Here is a 24,782-nt window from a genome sequence, read left to right on the forward strand (position 1 = left end):
AACAGGAAATTACGCCAGTTGCATTGCCAGTTTGATCGATACGGCCATGCTCTCAGATTTTGCTTTTCCCGTCCAGGCGATATCAAATGCCGTCCCGTGATCGGCAGAGGTGCGGATAAACGGTAGGCCCGCAGTAATGTTGACGCCATCGTAAAAACCGAGCAGCTTCAGCGGGATATGGCCCTGATCGTGGTACATCGCCACCACCATGTCATATTGTCCTTCATACGCCTGTAAAAACACGGTGTCCGGTGGGCACGGACCGTAAACATCCATCCCTTTCGCCTTCATGTTCTCAATTGCCGGACCGACAATACGAATTTCCTCATCGCCAAACAGCCCGTTTTCACCGGCATGCGGGTTCACCCCGGCCACCGCAATCCGCGGATGGGCGAAACCCACGCGTTTCAGAAAGGTATCCGCAATGCCAATCACCGTTTCCACCCGCTGACCATTCAGGGTATCGAGGAATTTACGCAGCGCAATATGGGTAGAAACATGGATAACTTTCAGTTTGTCGGTGTAAAGCACCATTGCATAGTCGCGGCTTTCGGTGAGCGTTGCCAGCAGCTCGGTGTGACCCGGGAAGTGATGACCCGCAAGATGCAGCGCTTCTTTGTTCAGTGGGGCAGTGGCAATGGCATGGACCTCGCCACTCATGGCCAGCTCTGTGGCGCGTTTTACGCAGCGAAAAGCCAGATCCCCCGCCTGCGCCTGCACTTTGCCGGGTTCCAGCGCCTCCGGCTGCGCCAGCGGCTCATCGATGACATGAATGACGCCCGGCGTGAAGCGGGCATCCGCGACCCGGTTAATTGCGCAAAACGTCACGCCCTCAGCCAGGCCTTTGGCCTGCAACCGCTTCAGGGTTTGCAGACATCCCACCACCACCAGCGGCGCGCCGGTAAATTCACTTTCACTGAGCGCTTTAACAATAATTTCCGGGCCGATCCCCGCAGGGTCGCCCATCGTAATCGCAATTGTTTTAGTTACCACTGTACATCTCCTCAATAAAATAAAGCGCATCACAAAGGGTACTGTCTGAACCGAATCCTCCTGCTTTGGTAATGACCGGCAGATCGTCAATTTCGCTGTTCACAAACGTTCCGCACGGAATGCAGGGGGCCACTTCACGTTGAATGCGATACCCTTCCGCACCCAGCGCGCTGGCTACTGCGGTGGCGATATCCCCTCCGGTCAGGAACAGGCCGCCGATCCGCGCCTGCTCAATAATGCGTAACGTGATTATTCCAAGGCGCTGACTCAACAGTTCACCAAGCTGCTGACGACTCATCCCCACCTGGCGACACAGGGTGTCAATCATCTCCCGATCTTCCGCACGCCGACTGGTACGTAAAATCGTGTGCTGCTGATGGCTCAGCAGCGAACAGGCCTGCTCCACCACCGAGGCCATCTCCTGTTCGACATGCGTGGATGCCAGCCGGGAGGCATCAATATCAACAACCTTCGCGCGCTCCTGACACAGCGCTTTGTCGACCTGACGTCGCGTGGCTTCGCTCATTGAGCCCGCCACCACCAGCACCGGCAGTTCTTGTTTCTCCTGCATAAACATTCTGACCGGCAGGGCATTGGCAAGCCCGGCCGCGCCAACCAGCAGCGGCAGCTGTTTTTGTTCACAAATAGCCTGCGCAATTAACGACAGATCGCGATCTTCCACCGCGTCTACCACTACCATGCATTCGCTTTCTGCCGCAAAGGCGCTCAACAGCGCGCTCAGCCGGCCGCGCCGGACGTCTTCAAGCGAGACTTCGTGTACCGGAATGTCACTTTGCAACCCCACCAGTTCCGCAATGCGCGAAGAGATAATCGGCGTTTTGGGATCGCTGGCAAATTCGGTCTCCAGTAAAGGGATGCCGTTGACCAGACACAGCCCATCACGGGTGGTGCGCCCGGCAGCGGGGATCGCCGCGGCAATCACCGCCAACTGACGGTGAGCGGCCCGCATCGCGGCGGTGACCTCGGCCCCGACGTTACCCCGGAAGGTTGAGTCGATTTTTTTATACACCAGCGGCACGCTGGCGCTTTCGCACCACGGCGCTAACGCCTGTTGCACGGCCTGTTCGGCTTGCGCCGCCGGAATCGCCCGGCTTTCCGTGTTGATCACCAGCACATCAGCTCGGCGCGAAGGCTTCTGCGCCGGGGTGAGCATCACCTCCGTGCGCGCGCCTTTCTTCGCCAGTTGCACGCCGGTATCGTTAGAGCCCGTAAAGTCATCGGCAATGACGATCATTTTCATGCTTTATTCTCCTGAACTGCCCGACGCGCCTGACGTTTTGCCACCCACGAGGTAAGAATCGGCGTCAGGATCGCTGTGGTGATCACCGACGCGGCAATCAGTGGCGCGGCGGCGGCGGCAACTTCCGCCAGCGAAGGGTCAGCCTGCGCGATTGCCAGCGGCGTCGCGACGGCGTTACCCGCAGTACTGGAGGCTGCCGCACCAGCAATTCCACTCCCGCCAACCAGACGGTCTGCGCGGATATTAAAGAAACCGCCAATGAAAGTGGTCAGCACGCCGAGCAGGATGCCCGCCAGGCCGCCCTGCAGCAGCATCTCCAGGTTAATGCCAGCGCCAAGCGCAAACGCGAAGAAAGGAATGAGCAGCGGACCGCCTTTGGTCAGAAAATCGCGCATGTTGTGATCGAGGTTACCGAGGATCATACCCACCACCAGCGGGACGAGCACCGCGACCAGCGCCATGATCGGAATGTTTGCCATCCCCGCCGCCCCCAGGGCGATCATCGTAAAGAATGGACCGTCATTAAGAGACAAAATGGAGATCGCACCGACATCACGTTCGTTGCCAAATTCACCGACCAGTGCGGCATACAGCCCGCCATTGGAGTTACTCATCGCGGCAATGATCGCCACGCCGCTTAAGCCAAAGATCCCCTCTGCGCCGAACAGTTGCTCAACGCCCAGACCGATCGCAATCGCGACCAGCAGCTTAGTCAGCGTAATAGTACCGCCCTGCAATAACGCCTGAGGCGCCGCCTTCACGCTGATCCCGGCGCCCATACACAGCAGGAATGCGCCGATCAGCGGCGCAGCGCCATTTTTAAACAGTGCGGTGGTAAACCCACCGATCTCCAGCGCCTGCGGGGCAAAGGTATTGATAATGGCACCGATAACCAATGGCACGACCATCATGCCGCCTGGTACGCGTTCTATAGACTTTTTAATGTTCATGGCTTTCCCGCCTGTTGTCATGTTGTGATTAAATAAAATCATAAAGATTATATTTAATCAATCAAAAATCACAAATGCGCCAGATCACCGTTTTAAAAAGATTAATAAAAATCAAAACAAGCGTTACCAGCAAAAAAAAGCCGGGCGCAAACGCCCGGCTCAATTGATGATTGAAATCACTCAGGATTGATGGAGAAATTCCCGGTAGGCTTTCACCACCTGAAGAAAATCCTCCACGCCGCACAGCGACAGGCTCTCTTCATCGTAGTAGCTCATCCCTTCTTCCATCTCATCGCCAGAAAAGGCCAGCTGATTGGCGCGCACCATTACCTCTTCGCCATCCAGCCACAGCGTGTATTCATGCCCGGCGCGTTGCCACTGGCGCTCGCTGCCGATGACCGCCTGCGCCGCCTGCTCCACTTCATCCAGCAGCGCCAGGTTCTCCTTCACTTCCTCATTAAACCAGTGACCAATCGCTTCATGGCCCATCGACATGCGTACTCTCACCGTACCGGTAACGTCGCGCAGAAATTCATGATCCATAGTGTTTTCCTCTGCTACACGCCGGGCAAACTGCGCCCGAATCTTCTTATCTGTAATTATCGCAGCACGGCAGCAGAAAAACAGCGCAACGGGCAGAGGTATTGAGAAAAAAGCCAGCCGGGATGACTGTGCTATCCTAGAGATCTTCTTAAGGCCTTAAATCGTCATCAGTTATGCAAAAAGTGAAAATGTCATTGTCCCCAGTCCTGCTGTTTATCTCCCTCGCCTTGCCATTTTCCGCCGCGTATGCGGGCGAAGCGGTGCGGCTCGACTGCCTGACCCGCCAGAATATGCTGATCTCCTTTTTTAAGTATCACCTCACCACCCTGCAGTGGGGCAAACATTTTCAGATTGCTTCTGGCGCGCATAAAGATCACACCAAATCGGGGGTACCTTACAAAACCTACTCGTTTCGCAACGGCGATGATGTGGTCTATTTCCCGGAAAATGAGCGCTGGTTCATTATTTATGCCGATCAGAAAAAGCCGGAGCGCTGCCGCGTTGAAGAGAGCTTTACCTATCCGGTGGTAAGCCTGCCGCGCTACAGCGGCAAAGAGGATGCCCTGTCGTAGGGCATAAAAAAGGGAAGCGCTGAGGCTCCCCTTTTCATTACACGAAAGATCAGACTGCCGTCTGGAAAATCACCCCGTCCGCTTTCTCGGTGTACTGAGAAAGCTGGTCGAAGTTCAGATAGCGATAGGTATCCGCGGCGGTTTTATCCACCTGGGAAACAAACGTCTGGTACTCTTCCGGCGTCGGCAGTTTGCCGATCAACGCCGCCACGGCAGCCAGCTCCGCTGACGCCAGGTAGACGTTCGCGCCGGTGCCTAAACGGTTCGGGAAGTTGCGGGTAGAAGTCGATACCACGGTCGCGCCGTCCGCCACGCGCGCCTGGTTACCCATGCACAGTGAACAGCCCGGGATCTCAATACGCGCCCCGCTCTTACCGAATACGCTGTAGTAGCCTTCTTCAGTCAGCTGCGCGGCGTCCATACGGGTCGGCGGCGCAACCCACAGACGGGTCGGCAGCTGGCCTTTATGGGTATCCAGCAGTTTGCCCGCCGCGCGGAAGTGACCGATGTTGGTCATACAGGAACCGATAAACACCTCGTCGATCTTGTCGCCCTGTACGTCAGACAGCAGACGCGCATCGTCCGGATCGTTCGGCGCGCAGAGGATTGGCTCTTTGATATCCGCCAGATCGATTTCGATCACCGCCGCGTATTCCGCATCGGCATCGGCTTCCATCAGCTGCGGATCCGCCAGCCACTTCTCCATGCCCTGGATACGACGCTCCAGCGTACGGCGGTCGCCGTAGCCCTCCGCAATCATCCACTTCAGCAGCACGATGTTGGATTGCAGGTATTCTTCGATCGGCTCGCGGTTCAGTTTGATGGTGCAACCTGCCGCAGAACGCTCGGCAGAGGCATCGGTCAGTTCGAACGCCTGCTCCACTTTCAGATCCGGCAGACCTTCGATTTCAAGAATGCGGCCAGAGAAGATGTTTTTCTTGCCTTTCTTCTCAACGGTCAGCAGACCCTGTTTGATGGCATACAGCGGGATCGCGTGAACCAGGTCGCGCAGGGTGATGCCCGGCTGCATTTTGCCTTTAAAGCGCACCAGCACCGATTCCGGCATATCCAGCGGCATGACGCCGGTCGCGGCGGCAAACGCCACCAGACCTGATCCCGCCGGGAAAGAGATACCAATCGGGAAACGGGTATGGGAGTCACCGCCAGTGCCGACGGTGTCCGGCAGCAGCATACGGTTCAGCCAGGAGTGGATCACGCCATCGCCCGGACGCAGCGACACGCCGCCACGGTTCATAATGAAGTCCGGCAGGGTGTGGTGCGTGGTGACGTCAACCGGCTTCGGATAGGCAGCGGTATGGCAGAAGGACTGCATCACCAGATCCGCAGAGAAGCCCAGGCACGCCAGATCTTTCAGTTCATCACGGGTCATCGGACCGGTGGTGTCCTGAGAGCCTACAGAGGTCATTTTCGGCTCGCAGTAAGCGCCCGGACGGATGCCCGCAACGCCGCAGGCGCGGCCCACCATTTTCTGCGCCAGAGAATAGCCGCGGTTGCTTTCCGCTACGTCTTTGGCCTGACGGAATACGTCGCTGTGCGGCAGACCCAGCGCTTCACGCGCTTTCGTGGTCAGGCCACGGCCGATGATCAGCGGAATACGGCCACCGGCGCGCACTTCATCCAGCAGCACATCGGTTTTCAGCGCAAAGCTCGCCAGCAGATCGCCGGTCTGGTGATTGCGCACTTCGCCTTTATAGGGGTACACATCAATCACATCGCCCATATTCAGGCTGGAAACATCCACTTCGATCGGCAGCGCGCCGGCATCTTCCATGGTGTTAAAGAAAATAGGCGCGATTTTGCCGCCCAGCACCAGGCCGCCGCCGCGCTTGTTCGGCACGTTCGGAATATCGTCGCCCATAAACCACAGCACCGAGTTGGTGGCGGATTTACGGGAAGAACCGGTACCGACCACGTCGCCCACATAGGCCAGCGGGTAGCCTTTCTGTTGCAGGGCTTCGATCTGTTTGATCGGGCCAACTGCGCCGGGCTGATCGGGCTCGATGCCTTCACGGGCGTTTTTCAGCATCGCCAGGGCGTGCAGCGGGATATCCGGACGCGACCAGGCATCCGGCGCCGGAGACAGGTCATCGGTGTTGGTTTCACCGGTCACTTTAAAGACGGTAACGGTAATTTTTTCATCCAGCGTCGGGCGCGACAGGAACCATTCGGCGTCCGCCCAGGACTGCATCACCTGCTTCGCGTAGCGGTTGCCCGCTTTGGCTTTTTCTTCCACGTCGTAGAAGTTATCGAACATCAGCAGCGTATGGGACAGCGCTTTCGCAGCAATCGGCGCGAGTTTGTCGTTTTCCAGCGCGTCCACCAGCGGATGGATGTTGTAACCACCCTGCATGGTGCCTAACAGTTCGATGGCTTTTTCAGGCGTGACCAGCGGGGAGGTTGCTTCGCCTTTGGCAATTGCAGCGAGGAATCCGGCTTTAACATAGGCGGCTTCATCAACGCCCGGCGGTACACGGTTGGTCAGCAGATCTAACAGGAATTCTTCTTCGCCCGCGGGCGGATTCTTCAGCAGCTCGACGAGCGCGGCCATTTGGGTTGCATCTAAGGGTTTTGGAACAATCCCAACGGCTGCACGTTCTGCTACGTGCTTACGGTATTCTTCTAGCACGACGGTTCTCCTCGCTCTCATTGTCATATGCGGCAGGCGATTCTCTTCACGCTCCTGTGAGACAGCAGTTTGTAGGGTAAATGCCCGATATCGCGTCGGGCAGCATAGCAGGATTTTGAGGGGGTGTTAATCTGTTTACAAAAAAGCAACATAAAAAGATTGGCTGAATCGTTAAGTATGGTATAGCGCAATAAAGCGGCGTTTTGCGGATACAAAAAAACCGCTTTTCAGCGGTTAGTTTGTGCCATGCGGCGGTAGCAGGCACCGGTCCGGCGGCAGTGATTTGTGGCCCCCCCCTCACGCGGCGCACTCTTATCCGCTCAGAAAATGAACGCGCGCAAAAAACAGTCTGATTCCACTCGCTTATTAACAGCGCAGCAGCAAATCCATCATCGCTTATAATTTGTGTAATAAATGCTCACATTCTTTATCCGGACTTAATGGCGCGATTCACCCTTTAAGTCAAAAAAGCAAAATACGGGTGAATATACTCGCGGCAACCTCATCGCCTTACGGCTGGCCTTCGTCGGAGTCATCTATGAAATTGCCCTTTAAGCCACACCTGCTTGCACTGTTGTGCAGCGCCGGGCTATTAGCCGCCTCCGGCGTGCTATATGTAAAAAGCCAGACGCCGCCCGTCACGCCCCCACCGACATCTCAACCCGCGCCCGCTCAGGCGCAGCCTGCATCCGCCGCACCGGTTGCCGCCGCCTACACCACCGCGCAAATCGATCAATGGGTCGCGCCCGTGGCGCTGTATCCGGATGCGCTGTTATCGCAGGTGCTGATGGCGTCAACCTATCCGGCGAACGTCGTACAGGCGGTGCAATGGTCGCGGGATAACCCCTCGCTTCAGGGGGATCAGGCGATTCAGGCGGTGGCGAGCCAGCCCTGGGACCCGAGCGTAAAATCACTGGTGGCGTTCCCGCAGTTAATGGCGCTGATGGGTGAAAACCCGCAATGGGTGGAAGACCTGGGCAATGCCTTTCTGGCCCAGCCCCAGGACGTGATGAATGCCGTGCAAAAGCTCCGCGCGCTGGCGCAGCAAACCGGCGCGCTGAAGTCAAACCAGCAGCAGACGGTGACGCAAACGCCGAAAATTGCCGTTGCCGCCTCCGCACCGCAAAACACCGGGGCCGGGAAAACCACCGTGGTTACCAGCGCGCCTGCCGAGACCATCATTAAAATCGAACCCGCCGATCCGCAGGTGGTGTATGTCCCTACCTACAACCCGAGCACCGTGTACGGCACCTGGCCCAACGCTGGCTATCCGCCTGTCTATTTACCGCCCCCTCCCGGCCAGCAGTTTACCGAAAGCTTTGTGAAGGGCTTTGGCTACAGTCTGGGCGTAGCGACCACCTATGCGCTGTTCAGCAGTATCGACTGGGATGACGATGACGATCATCACCATCACGATCATGACGATGACTATCATCACGGTCATGGCGACGGGTATTACCGCAACGGCAATAACATCAATATCAACGTGGATAACTACAATCGGATATCCGGTGAACATCTTACCGGCGGCGATCGGGTCTGGGCCCACAACCCTGCCTATCGGGATAACGTGCCGTACAGGAACGACGCCGTTGCCGCGCGTTTCCATCAGACCGACGTGGCGGGCGGCTTAAGCGCTACGCAAAATACGGCCGTTCCACGGGATGGGCAGCGGCAGGCGGCAATGCAGCAGCTTCAGCAATCCACAGGGCACAAGGTCAACGCATCTCAGCCTGCGACGCGTGACGCCCAGCGTCAGGCCGCGTCAAAACAGCTTAATCAGATCGCCCAGCGAAATAACTATCGCGGCTACGACAGCGCAAATAACAGCGAACGCCGTGAAGCGGCGAAGCAGCATCTTAAAAACCCCACCGCGCAGCAGCAGCAACGCCGGGACGCGGCGAAAAATGAGATGCAGCATCCCACCGCTCAGCAGCAACAGCGCCGGGACGCGGTGCAACAGCATCATGCCACTATTACCCCGGAACAGCGCCAGCAGCGGCGCGAAACGTTAAACGCCAACGCCTTTAGCGGCAACGACAGCCGTTCGCCGTCCTGGCAGGCGCAGCAGCAGCGGGGGATCCAGAGCCGCCAGCACGAAATGGCGGATCGGGAGCGCCTTTCCCATGCCCGGGAAAACGCCCCGCGTCATCGCGAATTTCATCGTCAGTAAGCAGGAGCGAACATGAAAAACCGAATGACTCTATGTGTCCTTCCCCTGCTTTTACTGCCTGTTCTTGCCCAGGCGCAGCAGTATTTCAACACGCCGGAAGAAGCGGCGAACGCGTTCGCCGTTGCGATAACCCAACAAGATGATGCAGAGCTCACCAACTTGCTGGGCAATGACTGGCGAGAGTTTTTACCGCCTGAAGGCGTCGATCCAGAAGCCGTAGCGCGCTTTACCCGGGACTGGAAAGTTAGCCATCGCATCGAGCAAAAAGATAACGTTGCGCATCTCAACGTTGGCCGTGAGGGCTGGCAACTACCGCTACCCATTGTTAAAGCCGAAAACGGCTGGCGATTTGATATGAAAGGCGCGGCGGATGAGATCCTGACCCGGGCGATTGGCCGCAACGAGCTCTCCGCGATCCAGGCGATGCATGCTTATGTCGATGCCCAGCATAGCTTTTACCAAATGAATCAGGAATATGCGCAAAAATTTGTCAGCAGCGAAGGTAAAAAAGACGGGCTTTACTGGCCCGCTCAGCCAGGCGAGGCGCCCAGCCCGTTAGGGCCGTCATTCAGTCCGGTGCAGCCCGGTATGGGCTATCACGGATACCATTTCCGCATTATTACCGCCCAGGGTAAGCACGCAGAGGAAGGTGAGAAAAATTACGTGCAGGACGGGAAAATGGTCGGCGGATTCGCGCTCATCGCCTGGCCGGTTGAGTACGGCAAAACCGGCATCGCCACCTTTATGATTAACCAGCAGGATGGGATCTGGCAGACGGATTTGGGCCCGCAAACCGAAGAAAAAGCCAAAGCGATGACGCGTTTTGACCCCGGTAGCGAATGGCAAGCGGTTAATCTTTAAATAAAAAAAAGCGGCCATTGAGCCGCTTTTTATCATTTGAGACGAAGCATTATTTCTTCTTCGCTTTCGGGTTCGGCAGGTCGGTGATGCTGCCTTCAAACACTTCTGCCGTCAGGCCAACAGACTCGTGCAGAGTCGGGTGAGCGTGGATGGTCAGCGCGATGTCTTCAGCGTCACAGCCCATTTCGATCGCCAGACCGATTTCACCCAGCAGCTCGCCGCCGTTGGTACCGACAATCGCACCACCGATAACGCGGTGAGTTTCTTTGTCGAAAATCAGTTTGGTCATACCGTCTGCGCAGTCGGAAGCGATAGCACGGCCGGAAGCTGCCCACGGGAAGGTGGCGGTTTCATAGCTGATGCCTTTCTCTTTCGCTTCTTTCTCAGTCAGGCCAACCCATGCCACTTCTGGCTCGGTGTAGGCGATTGACGGGATCACTTTCGGATCGAAGTAGTGCTTCATGCCAGCGATAACTTCGGCGGCAACGTGGCCTTCATGCACGCCTTTGTGCGCCAGCATCGGCTGACCGACGATATCGCCGATAGCGAAGATGTGCGGCACGTTGGTGCGCAGTTGTTTGTCCACGCGGATGAAGCCGCGGTCGTCCACTTCCACGCCCGCTTTGCCGGCGTCGAGGTTTTTACCGTTCGGCACACGGCCGATAGCCACCAGCACCGCATCGTAACGCTGCGCTTCGGCAGGCGCTTTTTTGCCTTCCATGGAAACGTAAATACCGTCTTCTTTGGCTTCAACGGCAGTCACTTTGGTTTCCAGCATCAGGTTGAATTTCTTGCTGATGCGCTTGGTGAAGACTTTAACGATGTCTTTATCGGCAGCCGGGATCACCTGATCGAACATTTCAACCACGTCGATCTCTGAACCCAGCGCGTGGTACACCGTACCCATTTCCAGGCCGATAATACCGCCGCCCATTACCAGCAGGCGCTTCGGTACTTCTTTCAGTTCCAGCGCATCGGTGGAGTCCCATACGCGCGGATCTTCGTGCGGAATAAACGGCAGTTCAATCGGACGGGAACCCGCCGCGATGATGGCGTTGTCGAAGTTGATCACGGTTTTACCGTTTTCGCCTTCCACTTCCAGGGTGTTGGCCCCGGTAAATTTACCCAGACCGTTGACCACTTTCACTTTGCGGCCTTTCGCCATGCCAGCCAGACCACCGGTCAGCTGATTGATGACTTTTTCTTTCCAGGTACGAATCTTGTCGATATCGGTTTTCGGCTCGCCGAAGACGATACCGTGCTCAGCCAGCGCTTTGGCTTCTTCGATAACTTTAGCGACGTGCAGCAGCGCTTTAGAAGGGATACAGCCGACGTTCAGACAAACACCGCCCAGGGTGTTGTAACGTTCTACGATGACGGTCTCCAGACCTAAATCAGCGCAACGGAAGGCCGCAGAATAACCTGCCGGGCCTGCCCCAAGTACCACGACCTGAGTTTTGATTTCAGTACTCATCATGACCTCTGTAATTTATATCCGGCGGGTCTGACGCTATTGTTGTTACGCCCATCATCCACCGGGACGTTCTATCCGCCCGTATTTTACAAAATTGTTAACAATTTTGAAACAACAAAACGGCAAACGATTTGTCCTTTGTTCCTGATAACCGCATAAAGCCTCATGAGATTATCAGAAAAAAGCCGGCCGTCAGGCCGGCTTTTTCGATTACATCACCAGGCGGCGAATGTCGCTCAGCATGTTGTTGATGATGGTGATGAAACGCGCACCATCAGCACCGTCGATCACGCGGTGGTCGAAGGACAGAGAAATCGGCATCATCAGACGCGGAGTAAACTCTTTACCGTTCCACACCGGTTCCATCGCGGACTTGGACACACCGAGGATAGCCACTTCCGGCGCGTTGACAATCGGCGCGAAGTGGGTGGTGCCCAGGCCGCCGATGCTGGAGATGGTGAAGCAACCGCCCTGCATTTCGCCAGCGGTCAGCTTGCCATCACGCGCTTTCTTAGAAATCACGGTCAGCTCGCGGGACAGCTCGGTAATGCTCTTCTTGTTCACGTCTTTAAACACCGGAACAACCAGACCATTCGGGGTATCTACCGCCACACCGATGTTGATGTATTTCTTCAGCGTCAGCTTCTGGCCGTCTTCGGACAGGGAACTGTTGAAGCGCGGCATCTGCTCGAGAGCAGCGGCAACGGCTTTCATGATGAAGACAACCGGGGTGAATTTCACGTCCAGTTTGCGCTTCTCAGCTTCGGCGTTCTGCTGTTTACGGAACGCTTCCAGATCGGTGATATCGGTTTTGTCGAAGTGAGTCACGTGCGGGATCATCACCCAGTTACGGCTCAGGTTCGCGCCAGAGATTTTCTGGATGCGGCCCAGTTCAACTTCTTCGATTTCGCCGAACTTGCTGAAGTCCACTTTCGGCCACGGCAGCATGCCAGGGATACCGCCGCCGGTGGCAGCAGCAGGTGCGGATTCAGCGCGTTTAACAGCGTCTTTCACATAAGCCTGAACGTCTTCGCGCAGGATACGGCCTTTACGACCGGTGCCTTTCACTTTCGCCAGGTTAACGCCGAATTCGCGCGCCAGGCGGCGGATCAGCGGGGTCGCGTGAACATAAGCGTCGTTTTCAGCGAATTCCGTTTTGCCTTCCGCTTTAGCCGGTGCAGCGGCCGGTTTTTCTGCTTTCGCAGCCGGAGCCGGTGCAGCCGCTTCCTGCTTAGCAGCCGGAGCCGCGGCAGGCGCAGCGCCTTCCACTTCGAAGATCATGATCAGGGAGCCGGTAGACACTTTGTCGCCGGTGTTGATTTTGATCTCTTTCACGGTGCCTGCGAACGGTGCCGGAACTTCCATAGAGGCTTTGTCGCCTTCTACGGTGATCAGTGATTGTTCAGCGGCCACTTTATCGCCCACTTTCACCATCACTTCGGTCACTTCAACTTCGTCACCGCCGATGTCCGGTACATTTACTTCTTTAGAACCGGATGCCGCCGCCGGAGCGGAAGCCGCCTGCTCTTTGACTTCAGGTTTTGCAGCCGCAGCCGGCGCAGCGCCTTCCACTTCGAAGACCATGATCAGGGAGCCGGTGGAGACTTTGTCGCCGGTGCTGATTTTGATCTCTTTCACCTTGCCCGCGAACGGAGAAGGGACTTCCATAGAGGCTTTGTCGCCTTCTACGGTGATCAGTGACTGCTCAGCGGTCACGCTGTCGCCCACTTTGACCATGATTTCGGTGACTTCAACTTCGTCGCTGCCGATATCCGGTACGTTAACGTCTTTCACGCCACCCGCTGCGGCAGGTGCTGCCGCCGGTGCCGCTTCTTTCTTCTCTTCTGCCTTGGCAGGTGCAGCGTCAGCTGCACCGTCGGCGGAATCGAAAATCATAATCAGTTTGCCGGTCTCGGTTTTGTCGCCGACAGAGACTTTGATCTCTTTCACGACGCCAGCCTGCGGAGACGGCACTTCCATAGAGGCTTTGTCGCCTTCTACGGTGATCAGCGACTGTTCAGCTTCAACTTTGTCGCCCACTTTGACCAGGATCTCGGTGATTTCAACTTCATCAGCCCCGATGTCCGGTACGTTGATTTCGATAGCCATTATTCTTTTACCTCTTACGCCAGACGCGGGTTAACTTTTTCTGCATCGATGTTGAATTTGGTGATTGCGTCAGCAACCACTTTCTTATCGATTTCGCCACGTTTAGCCAGTTCGCCCAGGGCCGCTACCACCACATAGGAAGCGTCAACTTCGAAGTGGTGACGCAGGTTTTCACGGCTGTCAGAGCGGCCGAAACCGTCGGTACCCAGTACGCGGTAATCATCAGCCGGTACATACGTACGAACCTGTTCAGCAAACAGTTTCATATAGTCAGTGGAAGCCACTGCCGGCGCATCGTTCATCACCTGAGCGATGTACGGAACGCGCGGGGTTTCCAGCGGGTGCAGCATGTTCCAGCGCTCGCAATCCTGGCCGTCACGCGCCAGTTCGGTGAAGGAGGTCACGCTGTAAACATCGGAGCCCACGCCGTAGTCTTTCGCCAGGATCTGCGCTGCTTCACGCACGTGACGCAGGATAGAACCGGAGCCCAGCAGCTGAACTTTGCCTTTGCTACCTTCGAGGGTTTCGAGTTTGTAGATACCTTTACGGATACCTTCCTCAGCACCTTCCGGCATGGCCGGCATGTGGTAGTTTTCGTTCAGCGTGGTGATGTAGTAGTAAATGTTCTCTTGCGCTTCACCGTACATGCGTTGCAGACCATCGTGCATGATCACTGCAACTTCGTAGGCGTAAGACGGATCGTAAGAGATACAGTTCGGGATAGTCAGCGACTGAATGTGGCTGTGGCCATCTTCGTGCTGCAGACCTTCGCCGTTCAGGGTGGTACGGCCGGAAGTACCGCCGATCAGGAAGCCGCGCGCCTGTTGGTCACCTGCTGCCCAGCACAGGTCGCCGATACGCTGGAAACCGAACATGGAGTAGTAGATGTAGAACGGGATCATCGGCAGATCGTTGGTGCTGTAGGAGGTCGCCGCCGCCAGCCAGGAAGACCCTGCGCCCAGCTCGTTGATGCCTTCCTGCAGGATCTGGCCTTTCTCGTCTTCTTTGTAGTACGCAACCTGCTCACGGTCCTGCGGGGTGTACTGCTGGCCGTTCGGGCTGTAAATACCGATCTGACGGAACAGACCTTCCATACCAAAGGTACGCGCTTCGTCAGCGATGATCGGAACCAGACGGTCTTTGATAGACGGGTTCTTCAGCATCACGTTCAGGGCACGAACGAAAGCGATGGTGGTGGAGATTTCTTTGTTCTGCTCTTCCAGCAGCTGTTGGAAATCTTCCAGCTTCGGCAGCTCGAGCTTCTCAGTGAAGTTCGGAATGCGGCTCGGCAGGTAGCCGTGCAGTTTTTCACGCTGGCCGTGCAGGTATTTGTGTTCTTCAGAACCTTCCGGGAAGGTGATGTAAGACAGTTTTTCGACCTGCTCGTCGGTCACCGGCACATTGAAACGGTCGCGGATATAACGCACGCCGTCCATGTTCATTTTCTTCACCTGGTGAGCGATGTTTTTACCTTCGGCGGTATCACCCATGCCATAGCCTTTAACGGTATGGGCCAGGATAACGGTCGCTTTGCCTTTGGTTTCCTGCGCTTTTTTGAATGCAGCGTAGATTTTCTTCGGATCGTGGCCGCCACGGTTCAGGGCCCAGATTTGATCGTCAGTCCAGTCGGCAACCAGTGCGGCAGTTTCCGGGTATTTACCGAAGAAGTGCTCGCGAACGTACGCGCCGTTTTTGGATTTGAAGGTCTGATAGTCGCCGTCAACGGTTTCGTTCATCAGTTGGATCAGTTTACCGCTGGTGTCTTTACGCAGCAGTTCGTCCCAACGGGAACCCCACATCACCTTAATGACGTTCCAGCCAGCGCCTGCGAAGATGCCTTCCAGTTCGTTAACGATTTTGCCGTTACCGGTTACCGGGCCATCCAGACGTTGCAGGTTACAGTTGATGACGAACACCAGGTTATCCAGTTTTTCACGGGTCGCGATAGTGATCGCGCCTTTGGATTCCGGCTCATCCATCTCGCCGTCGCCCAGGAAGGCGTAAACGGTTTGCTGGGAGGTGTCTTTCAGACCGCGGTGTTCCAGATACTTCAGGAATTTAGCCTGATAGATCGCGCCGATCGGGCCCAGGCCCATAGATACGGTCGGGAACTGCCAGAATTCCGGCATCAGTTTCGGGTGCGGGTAAGAAGACAGACCATTGCCATGCACTTCCTGACGGAAGTTGTTCATCTGCTCTTCGGTCAGACGGCCTTCCAGGAAAGCACGTGCGTAAACGCCCGGAGAGATGTGGCCCTGGAAGTACACCAGGTCGCCGCCGTCTTTGTCGTTGCGGGCGCGGAAGAAGTGGTTGAAGCACACATCATACACGGTCGCGGAAGACTGGAAAGACGCCATGTGGCCGCCAAGCTCCAGGTCTTTTTTAGACGCGCGCAACACGGTCATGATGGCGTTCCAGCGAATAGCCGAGCGAATACGACGTTCCAGCTCCAGATTACCCGGGTATTCCGGTTCATCTTCAACGGCAATAGTGTTGATGTAGTTGCCAGCTCCGGTACCAGCGGCAACCTGTACGCCGCCTTTACGGGCTTCGCTCAGGAGCTGGTCAATCAGATACTGAGCACGCTCAACACCTTCTTCACGGATTACCGATTCGATCGCCTGTAGCCAGTCGCGAGTTTCAATCGGATCCACGTCATTTTGTAAACGTTCTGACATGGGGGGTATTCCTTATCTATCTAATACGTTGATTTAGCTGGAACCTGTCCCATTGCATTTTCATGACGTTATTGCTCACAAAAACACAATAAGACAGGTTCTGCGTTTAGTTGCCGCGCTCTAAAAGTTGGCGCTCAATTCGCACTGTTTTCTTACTCTGACGAGCCGGAAAAAGCGCTTAGTCCTTTCGTTGCTGTAGGCGGCGCAGTGAACGTTCACGACGACTGTGCTCACGGCTGCGGTCCAGCAATATCTCCTCAATAAAAGCGAGATGGCGATGCGACGCTTCTCGCGCCTGCTCCGGCTCTCTCGCCATAATCGCCTCGAATATACGAGAACGATGGTTGCTTACCAGCGGGAGCATTTCCCGGCGGGCATACAGCAATTCAAAATTCTGTCGAACGTTTTGGGCCAGCATTGGCTCCATGCAGCGCAGTAAGTGTAGTAGCACAACGTTGTGTGCAGCTTCGGTGACTGCGATTTGATACTGCATAACGGCGTCGGATTCGGCATCCAGGTCGCCGGATTGCTGGGCAAGCTCAATGGCCTGGTGGAGTTCACGGATACGCTCAAGGTCTTCGTCAGTGCTGCGAAGCGCGGCGTAATACGCGGCGATGCCCTCAAGGGCATGACGGGTTTCCAGCAGATCAAATTGAGATTCAGGGTGATCGGTCAGCAGCTCGACCAGCGGGTCGCTGAAGCTCTGCCATAGTGTGCTTTGAACAAATGTCCCGCCTCCCTGGCGACGAAGCAGTAATCCTTTGGCTTCGAGACGCTGAATCGCCTCTCGGAGTGAAGGACGCGATACGTCGAACTGTTTCGCCAGTTCGCGTTCCGGTGGGAGTTTTTCGCCAGGACGCAAGGTCCCTTCCAGGATGAGAAACTCCAGTTGCTGCTCAATCACATCGGATAGTTTTGGTTGGCGGATTTTGCTGTAGGCCATTATTCCCTGTCTCTGCCATTAGCCCGGAGTCAATTGGTATGACCAATTTCACATTCGTGACGCTAAAGTAACAAAGTATTCACCTTCTGTCCATCCCGGTTTTGATTGAAATCAGTAAAGCAGCCACATTTTAACAACCCTACAGAAATAACGTTTCATTAATGTAACTTTGCACAAATGAGACATTTACCACCAAAGCGGTAGTTTTAACCTTAATGAAACGTGAATATTTGCGATCTGAACCGATTCACCCGATTAAATTGTGAATATAAATGCGTCATTTACGTATAAATTGAAAAAGCAGGCGGGAAAGAATAATAACGAGGCGATTTACAAATGGTTTCTTTTTATTCACTTCTTCTGCATCCGCGTTAAAACCAGGTGCATTCAACTGCGCTTACCACTATTCTTGGCGCTGTGGTAGAGGTATAGGGAAAATTAAGCCTTCCACTTCGTAAATAAAAAAATACACCTATCGGAATATACAACTTACAACGGTGATTTTTCACACCGATTATAACCGCACACGAGGTTCTATGATGGAAGGTCAACACGACACGCTGAAGCGCGGCCTGAAAAACCGCCATATTCAGCTAATCGCGCTGGGAGGAGCAATCGGCACGGGCCTGTTTCTGGGCAGCGCCTCTGTTATCCAGTCCGCAGGGCCAGGTATTATCCTGGGCTACGCTATTGCGGGTTTTATTGCCTTTTTGATTATGCGTCAATTGGGCGAAATGGTAGTAGAAGAACCTGTCGCAGGCTCCTTCAGCCACTTCGCTTATAAATACTGGGGCGGATTTGCTGGCTTCGCTTCCGGATGGAACTACTGGGTACTGTACGTTCTGGTCGCGATGGCGGAATTGACCGCCGTGGGTAAATACATTCAGTTCTGGTGGCCGGAAATCCCGACATGGGTCTCTGCCGCCGTCTTCTTCGTGCTGATCAACGCCATCAACCTGACCAACGTAAAAGTGTTCGGCGAGATGGAATTCTGGTTTGCCATCATCAAAGTTATCGCGGTTATCGCGATGATCCTGTTTGGCGGCTGGCTGCTGTTCAGCGGCACGGCAGGCCCACAGGCCACCGTACGCAACCTGTGGGAACAGGGTGGCTTCCTGCCGCACGGCATCTCCGGGTTGGTGATGATGATGGCAATCATCATGTTTTCCTTCGGTGGGCTGGAGCTGGTGGGCATCACAGCCGCTGAAGCCGACAACCCGGAGCAAAGCATCCCGAAAGCCACCAACCAGGTTATTTACCGTATCCTGATTTTCTATGTGGGTTCCCTCGCGGTACTGCTGTCGCTGATGCCGTGGTCACGCGTTACCGCCGACACCAGCCCGTTCGTGTTTATCTTCCATGAGCTGGGCGACGCGCTGGTGGCGAACGCGCTCAACATCGTGGTGCTGACGGCGGCGCTGTCGGTCTATAACAGCTGCGTATACTGCAACAGCCGTATGCTGTTCGGCCTGGCGCAACAGGGCAACGCGCCGAAAATGCTGCAAAAAGTGGATAAGCGCGGCGTGCCGGTCAACACCATTCTGATCTCCTCGCTGTTTACTGCGCTGTGCGTACTGATTAACTACTTCGCACCGGAAGAGGCTTTCGGCCTGCTGATGGCGCTGGTGGTTTCCGCACTGGTGATCAACTGGGCGATGATCAGCCTGGCGCACATGAAATTCCGCCGCGCCAAACAACAGCAGGGTGTGAAAACCCGCTTCCCGGCTATCTTCTACCCGATGGGCAACTGGCTGTGCCTGGCCTTTATGGCCGCGGTGCTGATCATCATGCTGATGACCCCGGGCATGGCGATTTCCGTCTACCTTATCCCGGTATGGCTGGTGATCCTGGCTGTGGGTTATCTGTTTAAACAGAAAGGCGCGAAGGTCGCGAAAGCGCACTAATTACGCTGCGCTATAACGAAAAAATGCCTGGGTTTCCCAGGCATTTTTTATTGCTAAAGCCGCTGTTACACCAGCGTGCCGTAAATCGTCAGCAGCGCGACCACCACGACAATCACCAGCGTCGTTTTTTTGGCCATCGATACCGCCGCTTTCGGGGTTTCGATCTTATCCAGATGCGGTTCGCGCGCCAGTGAGAACTGCGCCAGACGCGTCAGCACCTGATACTGCGACGTGTGGCGGTCGGCCAGCGACGCGAACCACGCGGGCAGCGCCCGTTCGCCATGGCCCAACAAGGCATACACCACGCCCGCCAGACGTACCGGGATCCAGTCCACCACGTGCAGAATGCTGTCTACGCCGGAATAAAGCCGCTGCTGCGGCGAATGGTGGCGCGCCAGCCAGGATTGCCAGGCGCGCAGGAAGGCGTATCCGGTAAGCAGCACCGGCCCCCAAATCCCGCCAACAATAAACCAGAACAACGGTGCCAGATAAAAACGGAAGTTAATCCACAGCAGCGCGTTTTGCAGCTCGCGCAGATATTCACGCTCATCGCACTCGTGCGGAACGCCGTGAATCAGCGTCAGTTCCGCCGACATCGCCTCCCTGGCATGGCTGTCGCCCTGGCTCGCCGCTTTCAGATAGGCATGATAGTGCAGACGCACCTGCCCTGCCCCGATGCACAGCAATCCCAGCAAAATCCAGAACACCAGCAGCGGCACATTGAAAAACAGCCCGTACAGGGCGCGCAGGCAGAGCCAGACAATCAGCATGGCCAGCAGCGTCATGCCGAGCGTGCGCCACCAGGAAAAATGGTGGATCCGGCGGAATACGCCTTCCAGACGGCTGTCCAGTTGCCAGCGCTCGCCCAGCTTGAATAAGCGCTCGGCAATGAGCACCAGCAGCAAGGTGAATAACGTCATGACACCTCCTTATTTGTCGGGCAGTCGACCAGGGCGCGGAAGCGTTGCCAGTCGAAGGCCGGGCCGGGATCGGTTTTGCGCGTCGGCGCGATATCGCTGTGCCCGGTCATATGCCGCGCAATGTTCGGATACTGTTTGATTAACGTGCGCGTCAGCGCCGCCAGCTGCTGATACTGCGCATCGGTATAGGGCAAGGTATCTGTGCCTTCCAGTTCAATACCAATAGAAAAATCGTTGCAGCGCTCGCGGCCCTGATACACAGAAACGCCCGCATGCCAGGCGCGCTTATCAAAGGGGACATACTGAACGATTTCGCCGTCGCGGCGAATCAGGCAATGCGCGGATACGCGCAAATGAGCGATATCAGCGAAGTAAGGATGGGCGTCGGGATCTAAAGTTCCGGCGAACAGCGCGTCAATCCACGGCCCGCCAAATTCACCCGGCGGCAAACTGATATTGTGTACCACCAGTAACCCAGGTTGTTCATCATCTGGCCGACTATCCTGATGAGGCGAGCACTGATGCCTCACGCCCTGTAGCCAGCCCCCGTTAACCTGCATGCGGCGACCTCCTTTTTATGGTGCTGAAACACGCTTCAGAGTAGCATGTTTACCTCTCAGGATTAGCCACCAATTTGGAGTTTTATGATGTCGCCTCGCCGTTATAATCCCGATCACCGACGTGACGTTCTGCTCGATCGCATTAATCATGATATCCCGCAAATTATCGCCGCCGCGCTGCGTGAAGATCTGGGCGGTGAAGTTGACGCCAACAACGATATTACGGCGCAGCTGTTGCCTGAAGACCAACAATCCCACGCGGTGGTGATCACCCGCGAAGCCGGAGTGTTTTGCGGCAAGCGTTGGGTCGAAGAGGTGTTTATTCAGTTGGGCGGCGATGTGAAGGTCATCTGGCACGTACAAGACGGCGACAGCCTTGTGCCCAACCAGCCGCTGTTTGAGCTGAAAGGCCCGTCGCGCATCCTGCTGACCGGCGAGCGCACCGCGCTCAACTTCGTGCAAACGCTTTCCGGCGTCGCCAGCCTGGTGCGCAGCTATGTCGATTTGCTTGAAGGCACCCAAACCCAACTGCTGGATACCCGCAAAACAGTGCCCGGCCTGCGTACCGCGCTGAAATACGCGGTGCTGTGCGGCGGCGGCAATAACCATCGTCTCGGCCTGAGCGACGCGTTTCTGATCAAAGAAAACCACATTATTGCCTCGGGATCGGTGCGCAAGGCGGTGGAAAAAGCTTTCTGGCTGCATCCGGACGTCCCGGTGGAAGTAGAGGTGGAGTCGCTGGAAGAGCTGGATGACGCCCTGAAAGCGGGCGCGGACATCGTGATGCTGGATAACTTCACCGTTGACGATATGCGCGAAGCGGTGAAGCGCACCAACGGCCAGGCGCGCCTGGAGGTTTCCGGCAACGTGACCAAAGAGACCCTGCGCACTTTCGCGGAAACCGGCGTGGACTTTATCTCCGTCGGCGCGTTGACCAAACACATACAGGCGCTCGATTTGTCGATGCGTTTTCGCTGATCGCCAGCCGGGGGGGCGCCTCCGGCTCCAGTGAAATTTGCGAGCTGTATTCCTGCAAAATGTCTCTGCTTTGCAACGGCTGAAATAGCCTGGAAAGCCGCTTCAAAAGCGGTAATTTCTCACTCGTTTGCGTGTTCGCGCTCTGCGACAGTGGCGTCCCCACATCAAGGAGCGCGTTATGAACAGACAACACGGTTTTACCCTGATTGAACTGATGGTAGTGATAGGCATCATCGCCATTCTCAGCGCCATCGGTATTCCCGCCTACCAGAACTACCTGCGCAAAGCCGCGCTGACAGACATGCTGCAAACCTTTGTGCCGTACCGGACCGCCGTGGAGCTGTGCGCCACAGAAGGCGGCGGCCTCAGCAGTTGCGATGCCGGCAGCAAAGGCATTCCTTCACCCAAAACCACGCGCTACGTTTCCGCCATGAGCATCGCGGCGGGCAAAGTTACGTTAACCGGCCAGGAGAGCCTCAACGGGCTGACCGTCACGCTGACGCCCGTCTGGAGCAACAGCGAAGGCGTCAGCGGCTGGCAGCGCAGCTGCGACAGCGGAAGCGACGGCGCGCTGAAACAGGCTTGCGAAGAAACTTTTCGCTTTAACGCCGAATAAGGATGCGCCATGGATCGTGAATTCCTACTGGCGCTGTGCAAGCGCCATCATGCCCAACTGCTGGATCTCACTGACGCTGAGGTGCGTATCGCCCTCAGCGAAGGGCCGAGCGTAGAGCTGCTGGATGCTTTGCGCTTTGCCACGCAGCGGCAGATCAAAATTGAGTGCTGGAGCGCCGAACAGCTGGAAAAACACCAGCAGCAGGCGCAGCCCGCGTTACCAGACGACAATACGTCCGCCGTCGCCTGGCTTGATGAAACTCTGCTGCACGCGCTCAAGCGACGCGCCTCCGATATTCATATTGAGCCCGGCGACGCCCAGTGGCGGGTACGGCTGCGGGTTGACGGCGTGTTGCACCCTTTTGCCACCCTGCCAACAGAGCTGGCCCAGGCGGTGATGGCGCGGCTTAAAGTGCTGGGCGAGCTGGATATCGCCGAACGCAGGCTGCCGCAGGACGGGCAGTTCTCGGTGCCGCTTCAGGGGAAACCGGTCTCTTTTCGCCTCTCCACCCTGCCCTGCCGGAGCGGTGAAAAGGCGGTGCTGCGGCTGCTTGAGCAAAACGATCGTCCGCTGGCCGTCGAGTCGCTGGGCATGCTGCCGGTCCAGCAGGCTGATTTTTACCGCGCCATCAGCGCGCCGCAAGGCCTGATTCTGGTGACCGGCCCGACGGGGAGCGGCAAGACGATTACCCTGTATAGCGCGCTGGGTGCGTTAAATAGCCCGGAGATCAATCTGTGCAGCGTGGAAGACCCCATCGAAATTCCGCTTTCCGGTCTGAACCAGACCCAGGTCAATACCAAAGCGGGGCTTAACTTCCAGAACGTACTGCGCGCCCTGCTGCGTCAGGACCCGGACGTGGTCATGGTGGGCGAAATCCGCGATGGCGAAACCGCCGAAATCGCCATCAAAGCCGCGCAAACCGGCCATCTGGTGTTATCAACGCTGCACACCAACTCCACGGTAGAGACCATTACGCGGCTGGAGCAAATGGGCATTGCGCGCTGGATGCTGGCCTCGGCGCTGGAAATCATTATCGCCCAGCGGCTGGTGCGCAGGTTGTGTCCGCACTGCCGGGTGCGTTTAGCGCAGCCCGCAGCCCTGCCGAGCGCCTTCTGGTCAAGCCCGCTCTCTGCATGGGAAGCGAAAGGCTGTGCCCAGTGCTATTCCGGCTTTTACGGACGCGTGGCGCTGTTCGAAGTGCTGACACTGGAACCGGGGTTACGCCAGGCGATCGTTGATGGCGCACCGGCGCAGCAGATTGAACAGCAGGCGCGCGAACTGGGCATGGTGACGCTGTTTGAACATGGACTGGAGGCGGTGGAACAGGGGCTGACCACGCTACAGGAGGTTTACCGAGTGCTGGGGATGCCCCATGAATGAGCGCCGCTTATGGCAGTGGAGCGGTCTGGACGATGGGGGCGCGCCCTGCGGCGGGTTGTTGTGGGCGGCAGATCGCGCAACGGCGCTTCAGCAGCTGTATCAACAACATATCTGGCCCCTGAAGGTAAAGCGCCAGACCGTTGCTCGCCAGTACTGGAACCTGACCTATAAAATCCACTTTATTCGCCAGTTGGCGACCCTGTTGCAGGCGGGTATCGCCCTGCCCCAGGGGCTGGCGATGCTGGCGGAACAGCATTCCCGCGCGCAGTGGCAGGCGCTGTTACAGGATCTGGCTCAACAGGTGATCCAGGGCGTGCCGTTTTCCGACGCGCTGAAGGCGTGGCCCAGGGTGTTTCCGCCGCTGTTTATTGCCCTGATCCGCACCGGGGAAATTACCGGCAAGCTCGACGAGTGCTGCCAGCGCCTGGCGGTTCAACAAGAGGAACAACAGGCGCTGAGAAAGAAGGTGGTCAAAGCGCTACGCTATCCGGGCATTATCTTTGCGATGGCGCTGCTGGTCACTGTCGGCATGGCGGGGTTCGTGCTGCCGGAATTCGCCGCGATTTATCGCGCCTTTAACGCCCCGCTACCGGCGTTAACCCAGGGCGTGATGGCGTTCTCTGCGTTTATCACCGGTAGCGGGCACTGGCTGGCGCTGCTAACAGCCGCGCTGATCATCATTATCCTGCGCTGGCGCCGTAACCCACACTGGCAGTGGCAGGAACAAAACCTGCTGCTGCGCCTGCCGCTGGTGGGCGAACTGGTACGCGGGCAGCGCTTGAGCCAGATTTATACCATCCTCGCCATGACCCAACAGGCGGGCTTGCCGCTGTTGCAGGGGCTGGAGGCGGTGGTGCAAACGCTCACGTCGCCGTTCTGGCGACAGATGCTGGAGCGTATCATGCTGAAAATCGCCGATGGCGTGCCGTTCTGGAAGACGCTGGAAGAGGAAAAGGGTTTTACGCCGCTGTGCCGACAACTGATTTATACCGCTGAAGAAACCGGGTCGATGGATTTGATGCTGGCGCGGCTGGCGCACTGGCATACCGGGCAAACCCATGAGCGGGCCGACTCCCTCTCTTCCACGCTGGAACCGCTGATGATGATAGTGATTGGGCTGATCGTCGGCACGCTGGTGATAGCCATGTATTTACCGGTATTCCAGATGGGAGACGCCATGAGCGGCGCAGGCTAGCGGCATAAAAAAAGCAGAAGGTCGC

The 24,782-nt window shown here is 56.6% G+C and carries 19 protein-coding genes; 8 read left to right on the plus strand and 11 right to left on the minus strand.

The features are described 5' to 3' along the window. Positions 1-9: 9 nt before the first annotated feature. From GV764_RS15170 to yacL, 4 genes are all read right to left on the minus strand, one after another. Positions 10-993: a D-threonate 4-phosphate dehydrogenase gene (locus GV764_RS15170; protein WP_161660857.1), complete on the minus strand. Its 984-nt coding sequence runs from the start codon at positions 991-993 to the stop codon at positions 10-12. Further along, the gene (gene dtnK, locus GV764_RS15175) at positions 983-2,254 is read right to left on the minus strand and encodes a D-threonate kinase (protein WP_161660858.1); all 1,272 of its coding nucleotides are present in this window, start codon (positions 2,252-2,254) and stop codon (positions 983-985) included. The genes GV764_RS15170 and dtnK overlap by 11 nt, the downstream gene beginning before the upstream one ends. Continuing rightward, a complete protein-coding gene (locus tag GV764_RS15180) occupies positions 2,251-3,204 on the minus strand; it encodes a 2-keto-3-deoxygluconate permease 1 (RefSeq protein ID WP_161660859.1) in 954 nt (317 codons plus the stop codon). Before GV764_RS15180 ends, dtnK begins: the two co-directional genes overlap by 4 nt. Before the next feature lie 180 nt (positions 3,205-3,384). Next, positions 3,385-3,747: a protein YacL gene (gene yacL, locus GV764_RS15185; protein WP_161660860.1), complete on the minus strand. Its 363-nt coding sequence runs from the start codon at positions 3,745-3,747 to the stop codon at positions 3,385-3,387. A 188-nt stretch (positions 3,748-3,935) separates the two neighbouring features. Here yacL and GV764_RS15190 point away from each other — a divergent pair, with 188 nt between their 5' ends. Then, positions 3,936-4,319, plus strand: coding sequence for a hypothetical protein (locus GV764_RS15190; RefSeq protein WP_201743211.1), 384 nt, complete (start codon positions 3,936-3,938; stop codon positions 4,317-4,319). Between the two features lie 49 nt (positions 4,320-4,368). On the opposite strand, the gene acnB is transcribed toward GV764_RS15190, so the two are convergent. After that, entirely contained in the window at positions 4,369-6,966 is a 2,598-nt protein-coding gene (gene acnB, locus GV764_RS15195) for a bifunctional aconitate hydratase 2/2-methylisocitrate dehydratase (RefSeq protein ID WP_161660862.1), read from the minus strand. A 538-nt stretch (positions 6,967-7,504) separates the two neighbouring features. Here acnB and GV764_RS15200 point away from each other — a divergent pair. Continuing rightward, the gene (locus GV764_RS15200) at positions 7,505-9,139 is read left to right on the plus strand and encodes a DUF3300 domain-containing protein (protein WP_161660863.1); all 1,635 of its coding nucleotides are present in this window, start codon (positions 7,505-7,507) and stop codon (positions 9,137-9,139) included. A gap of 12 nt (positions 9,140-9,151) precedes the next feature. Further along, positions 9,152-10,000, plus strand: coding sequence for a DUF2950 domain-containing protein (locus tag GV764_RS15205; protein WP_161660864.1), 849 nt, complete (start codon positions 9,152-9,154; stop codon positions 9,998-10,000). A 49-nt stretch (positions 10,001-10,049) separates the two neighbouring features. Here GV764_RS15205 and lpdA read toward each other — a convergent pair whose 3' ends face one another. The 4 genes from lpdA to pdhR all read right to left on the minus strand — a co-directional run bounded on the left by lpdA (position 10,050) and on the right by pdhR (position 17,204). After that, entirely contained in the window at positions 10,050-11,474 is a 1,425-nt protein-coding gene (gene lpdA, locus GV764_RS15210) for a dihydrolipoyl dehydrogenase (RefSeq protein ID WP_161660865.1), read from the minus strand. Positions 11,475-11,684: 210 nt separating this feature from the next. Next, entirely contained in the window at positions 11,685-13,583 is a 1,899-nt protein-coding gene (gene aceF / locus GV764_RS15215) for a pyruvate dehydrogenase complex dihydrolipoyllysine-residue acetyltransferase (protein ID WP_161660866.1), read from the minus strand. A gap of 14 nt (positions 13,584-13,597) precedes the next feature. Continuing rightward, entirely contained in the window at positions 13,598-16,261 is a 2,664-nt protein-coding gene (gene aceE / locus GV764_RS15220) for a pyruvate dehydrogenase (acetyl-transferring), homodimeric type (RefSeq protein WP_161660867.1), read from the minus strand. A gap of 178 nt (positions 16,262-16,439) precedes the next feature. Next, entirely contained in the window at positions 16,440-17,204 is a 765-nt protein-coding gene (gene pdhR, locus GV764_RS15225) for a pyruvate dehydrogenase complex transcriptional repressor PdhR (RefSeq protein ID WP_125293654.1), read from the minus strand. Positions 17,205-17,740: 536 nt separating this feature from the next. Here pdhR and aroP point away from each other — a divergent pair. Further along, a complete protein-coding gene (aroP, locus tag GV764_RS15230; RefSeq protein WP_161660868.1) occupies positions 17,741-19,108 on the plus strand; it encodes an aromatic amino acid transporter AroP in 1,368 nt (455 codons plus the stop codon). A gap of 65 nt (positions 19,109-19,173) precedes the next feature. Here the strand turns inward: aroP and ampE are convergent, their stop codons facing one another. Together ampE and ampD are read right to left on the minus strand one after the other, a co-directional pair. Beyond that, positions 19,174-20,028: a beta-lactamase regulator AmpE gene (gene ampE, locus GV764_RS15235; RefSeq protein WP_161660869.1), complete on the minus strand. Its 855-nt coding sequence runs from the start codon at positions 20,026-20,028 to the stop codon at positions 19,174-19,176. After that, positions 20,025-20,588, minus strand: a complete 564-nt coding sequence (gene ampD, locus GV764_RS15240) for a 1,6-anhydro-N-acetylmuramyl-L-alanine amidase AmpD (RefSeq protein WP_161660870.1) — start codon at positions 20,586-20,588, stop codon at positions 20,025-20,027. The genes ampE and ampD overlap by 4 nt, the downstream gene beginning before the upstream one ends. Before the next feature lie 87 nt (positions 20,589-20,675). Between ampD and nadC the strand changes: the two genes are divergently transcribed. The 4 genes from nadC to hofC all read left to right on the plus strand — a co-directional run bounded on the left by nadC (position 20,676) and on the right by hofC (position 24,757). Then, positions 20,676-21,566 (plus strand): carboxylating nicotinate-nucleotide diphosphorylase, encoded by an 891-nt coding sequence (gene nadC, locus GV764_RS15245; RefSeq protein WP_161660906.1) that lies wholly within the window; start codon positions 20,676-20,678, stop codon positions 21,564-21,566. Between the two features lie 178 nt (positions 21,567-21,744). Further along, on the plus strand, positions 21,745-22,182 hold the full coding sequence (gene ppdD, locus GV764_RS15250; RefSeq protein ID WP_161660871.1) for a prepilin peptidase-dependent pilin: 438 nt from the start codon (positions 21,745-21,747) through the stop codon (positions 22,180-22,182). 9 nt (positions 22,183-22,191) lie between these two features. Continuing rightward, a complete protein-coding gene (gspE, locus tag GV764_RS15255) occupies positions 22,192-23,562 on the plus strand; it encodes a type II secretion system protein GspE (RefSeq protein WP_161660872.1) in 1,371 nt (456 codons plus the stop codon). Further along, positions 23,555-24,757: a protein transport protein HofC gene (gene hofC, locus GV764_RS15260; protein WP_161660873.1), complete on the plus strand. Its 1,203-nt coding sequence runs from the start codon at positions 23,555-23,557 to the stop codon at positions 24,755-24,757. The genes gspE and hofC overlap by 8 nt, the downstream gene beginning before the upstream one ends. Positions 24,758-24,782: the final 25 nt, after the last annotated feature.

This window comes from Atlantibacter hermannii (genome assembly GCF_009907385.1).
GTDB classification, from domain to species: Bacteria; Pseudomonadota; Gammaproteobacteria; order Enterobacterales; family Enterobacteriaceae; genus Atlantibacter; species Atlantibacter hermannii_A.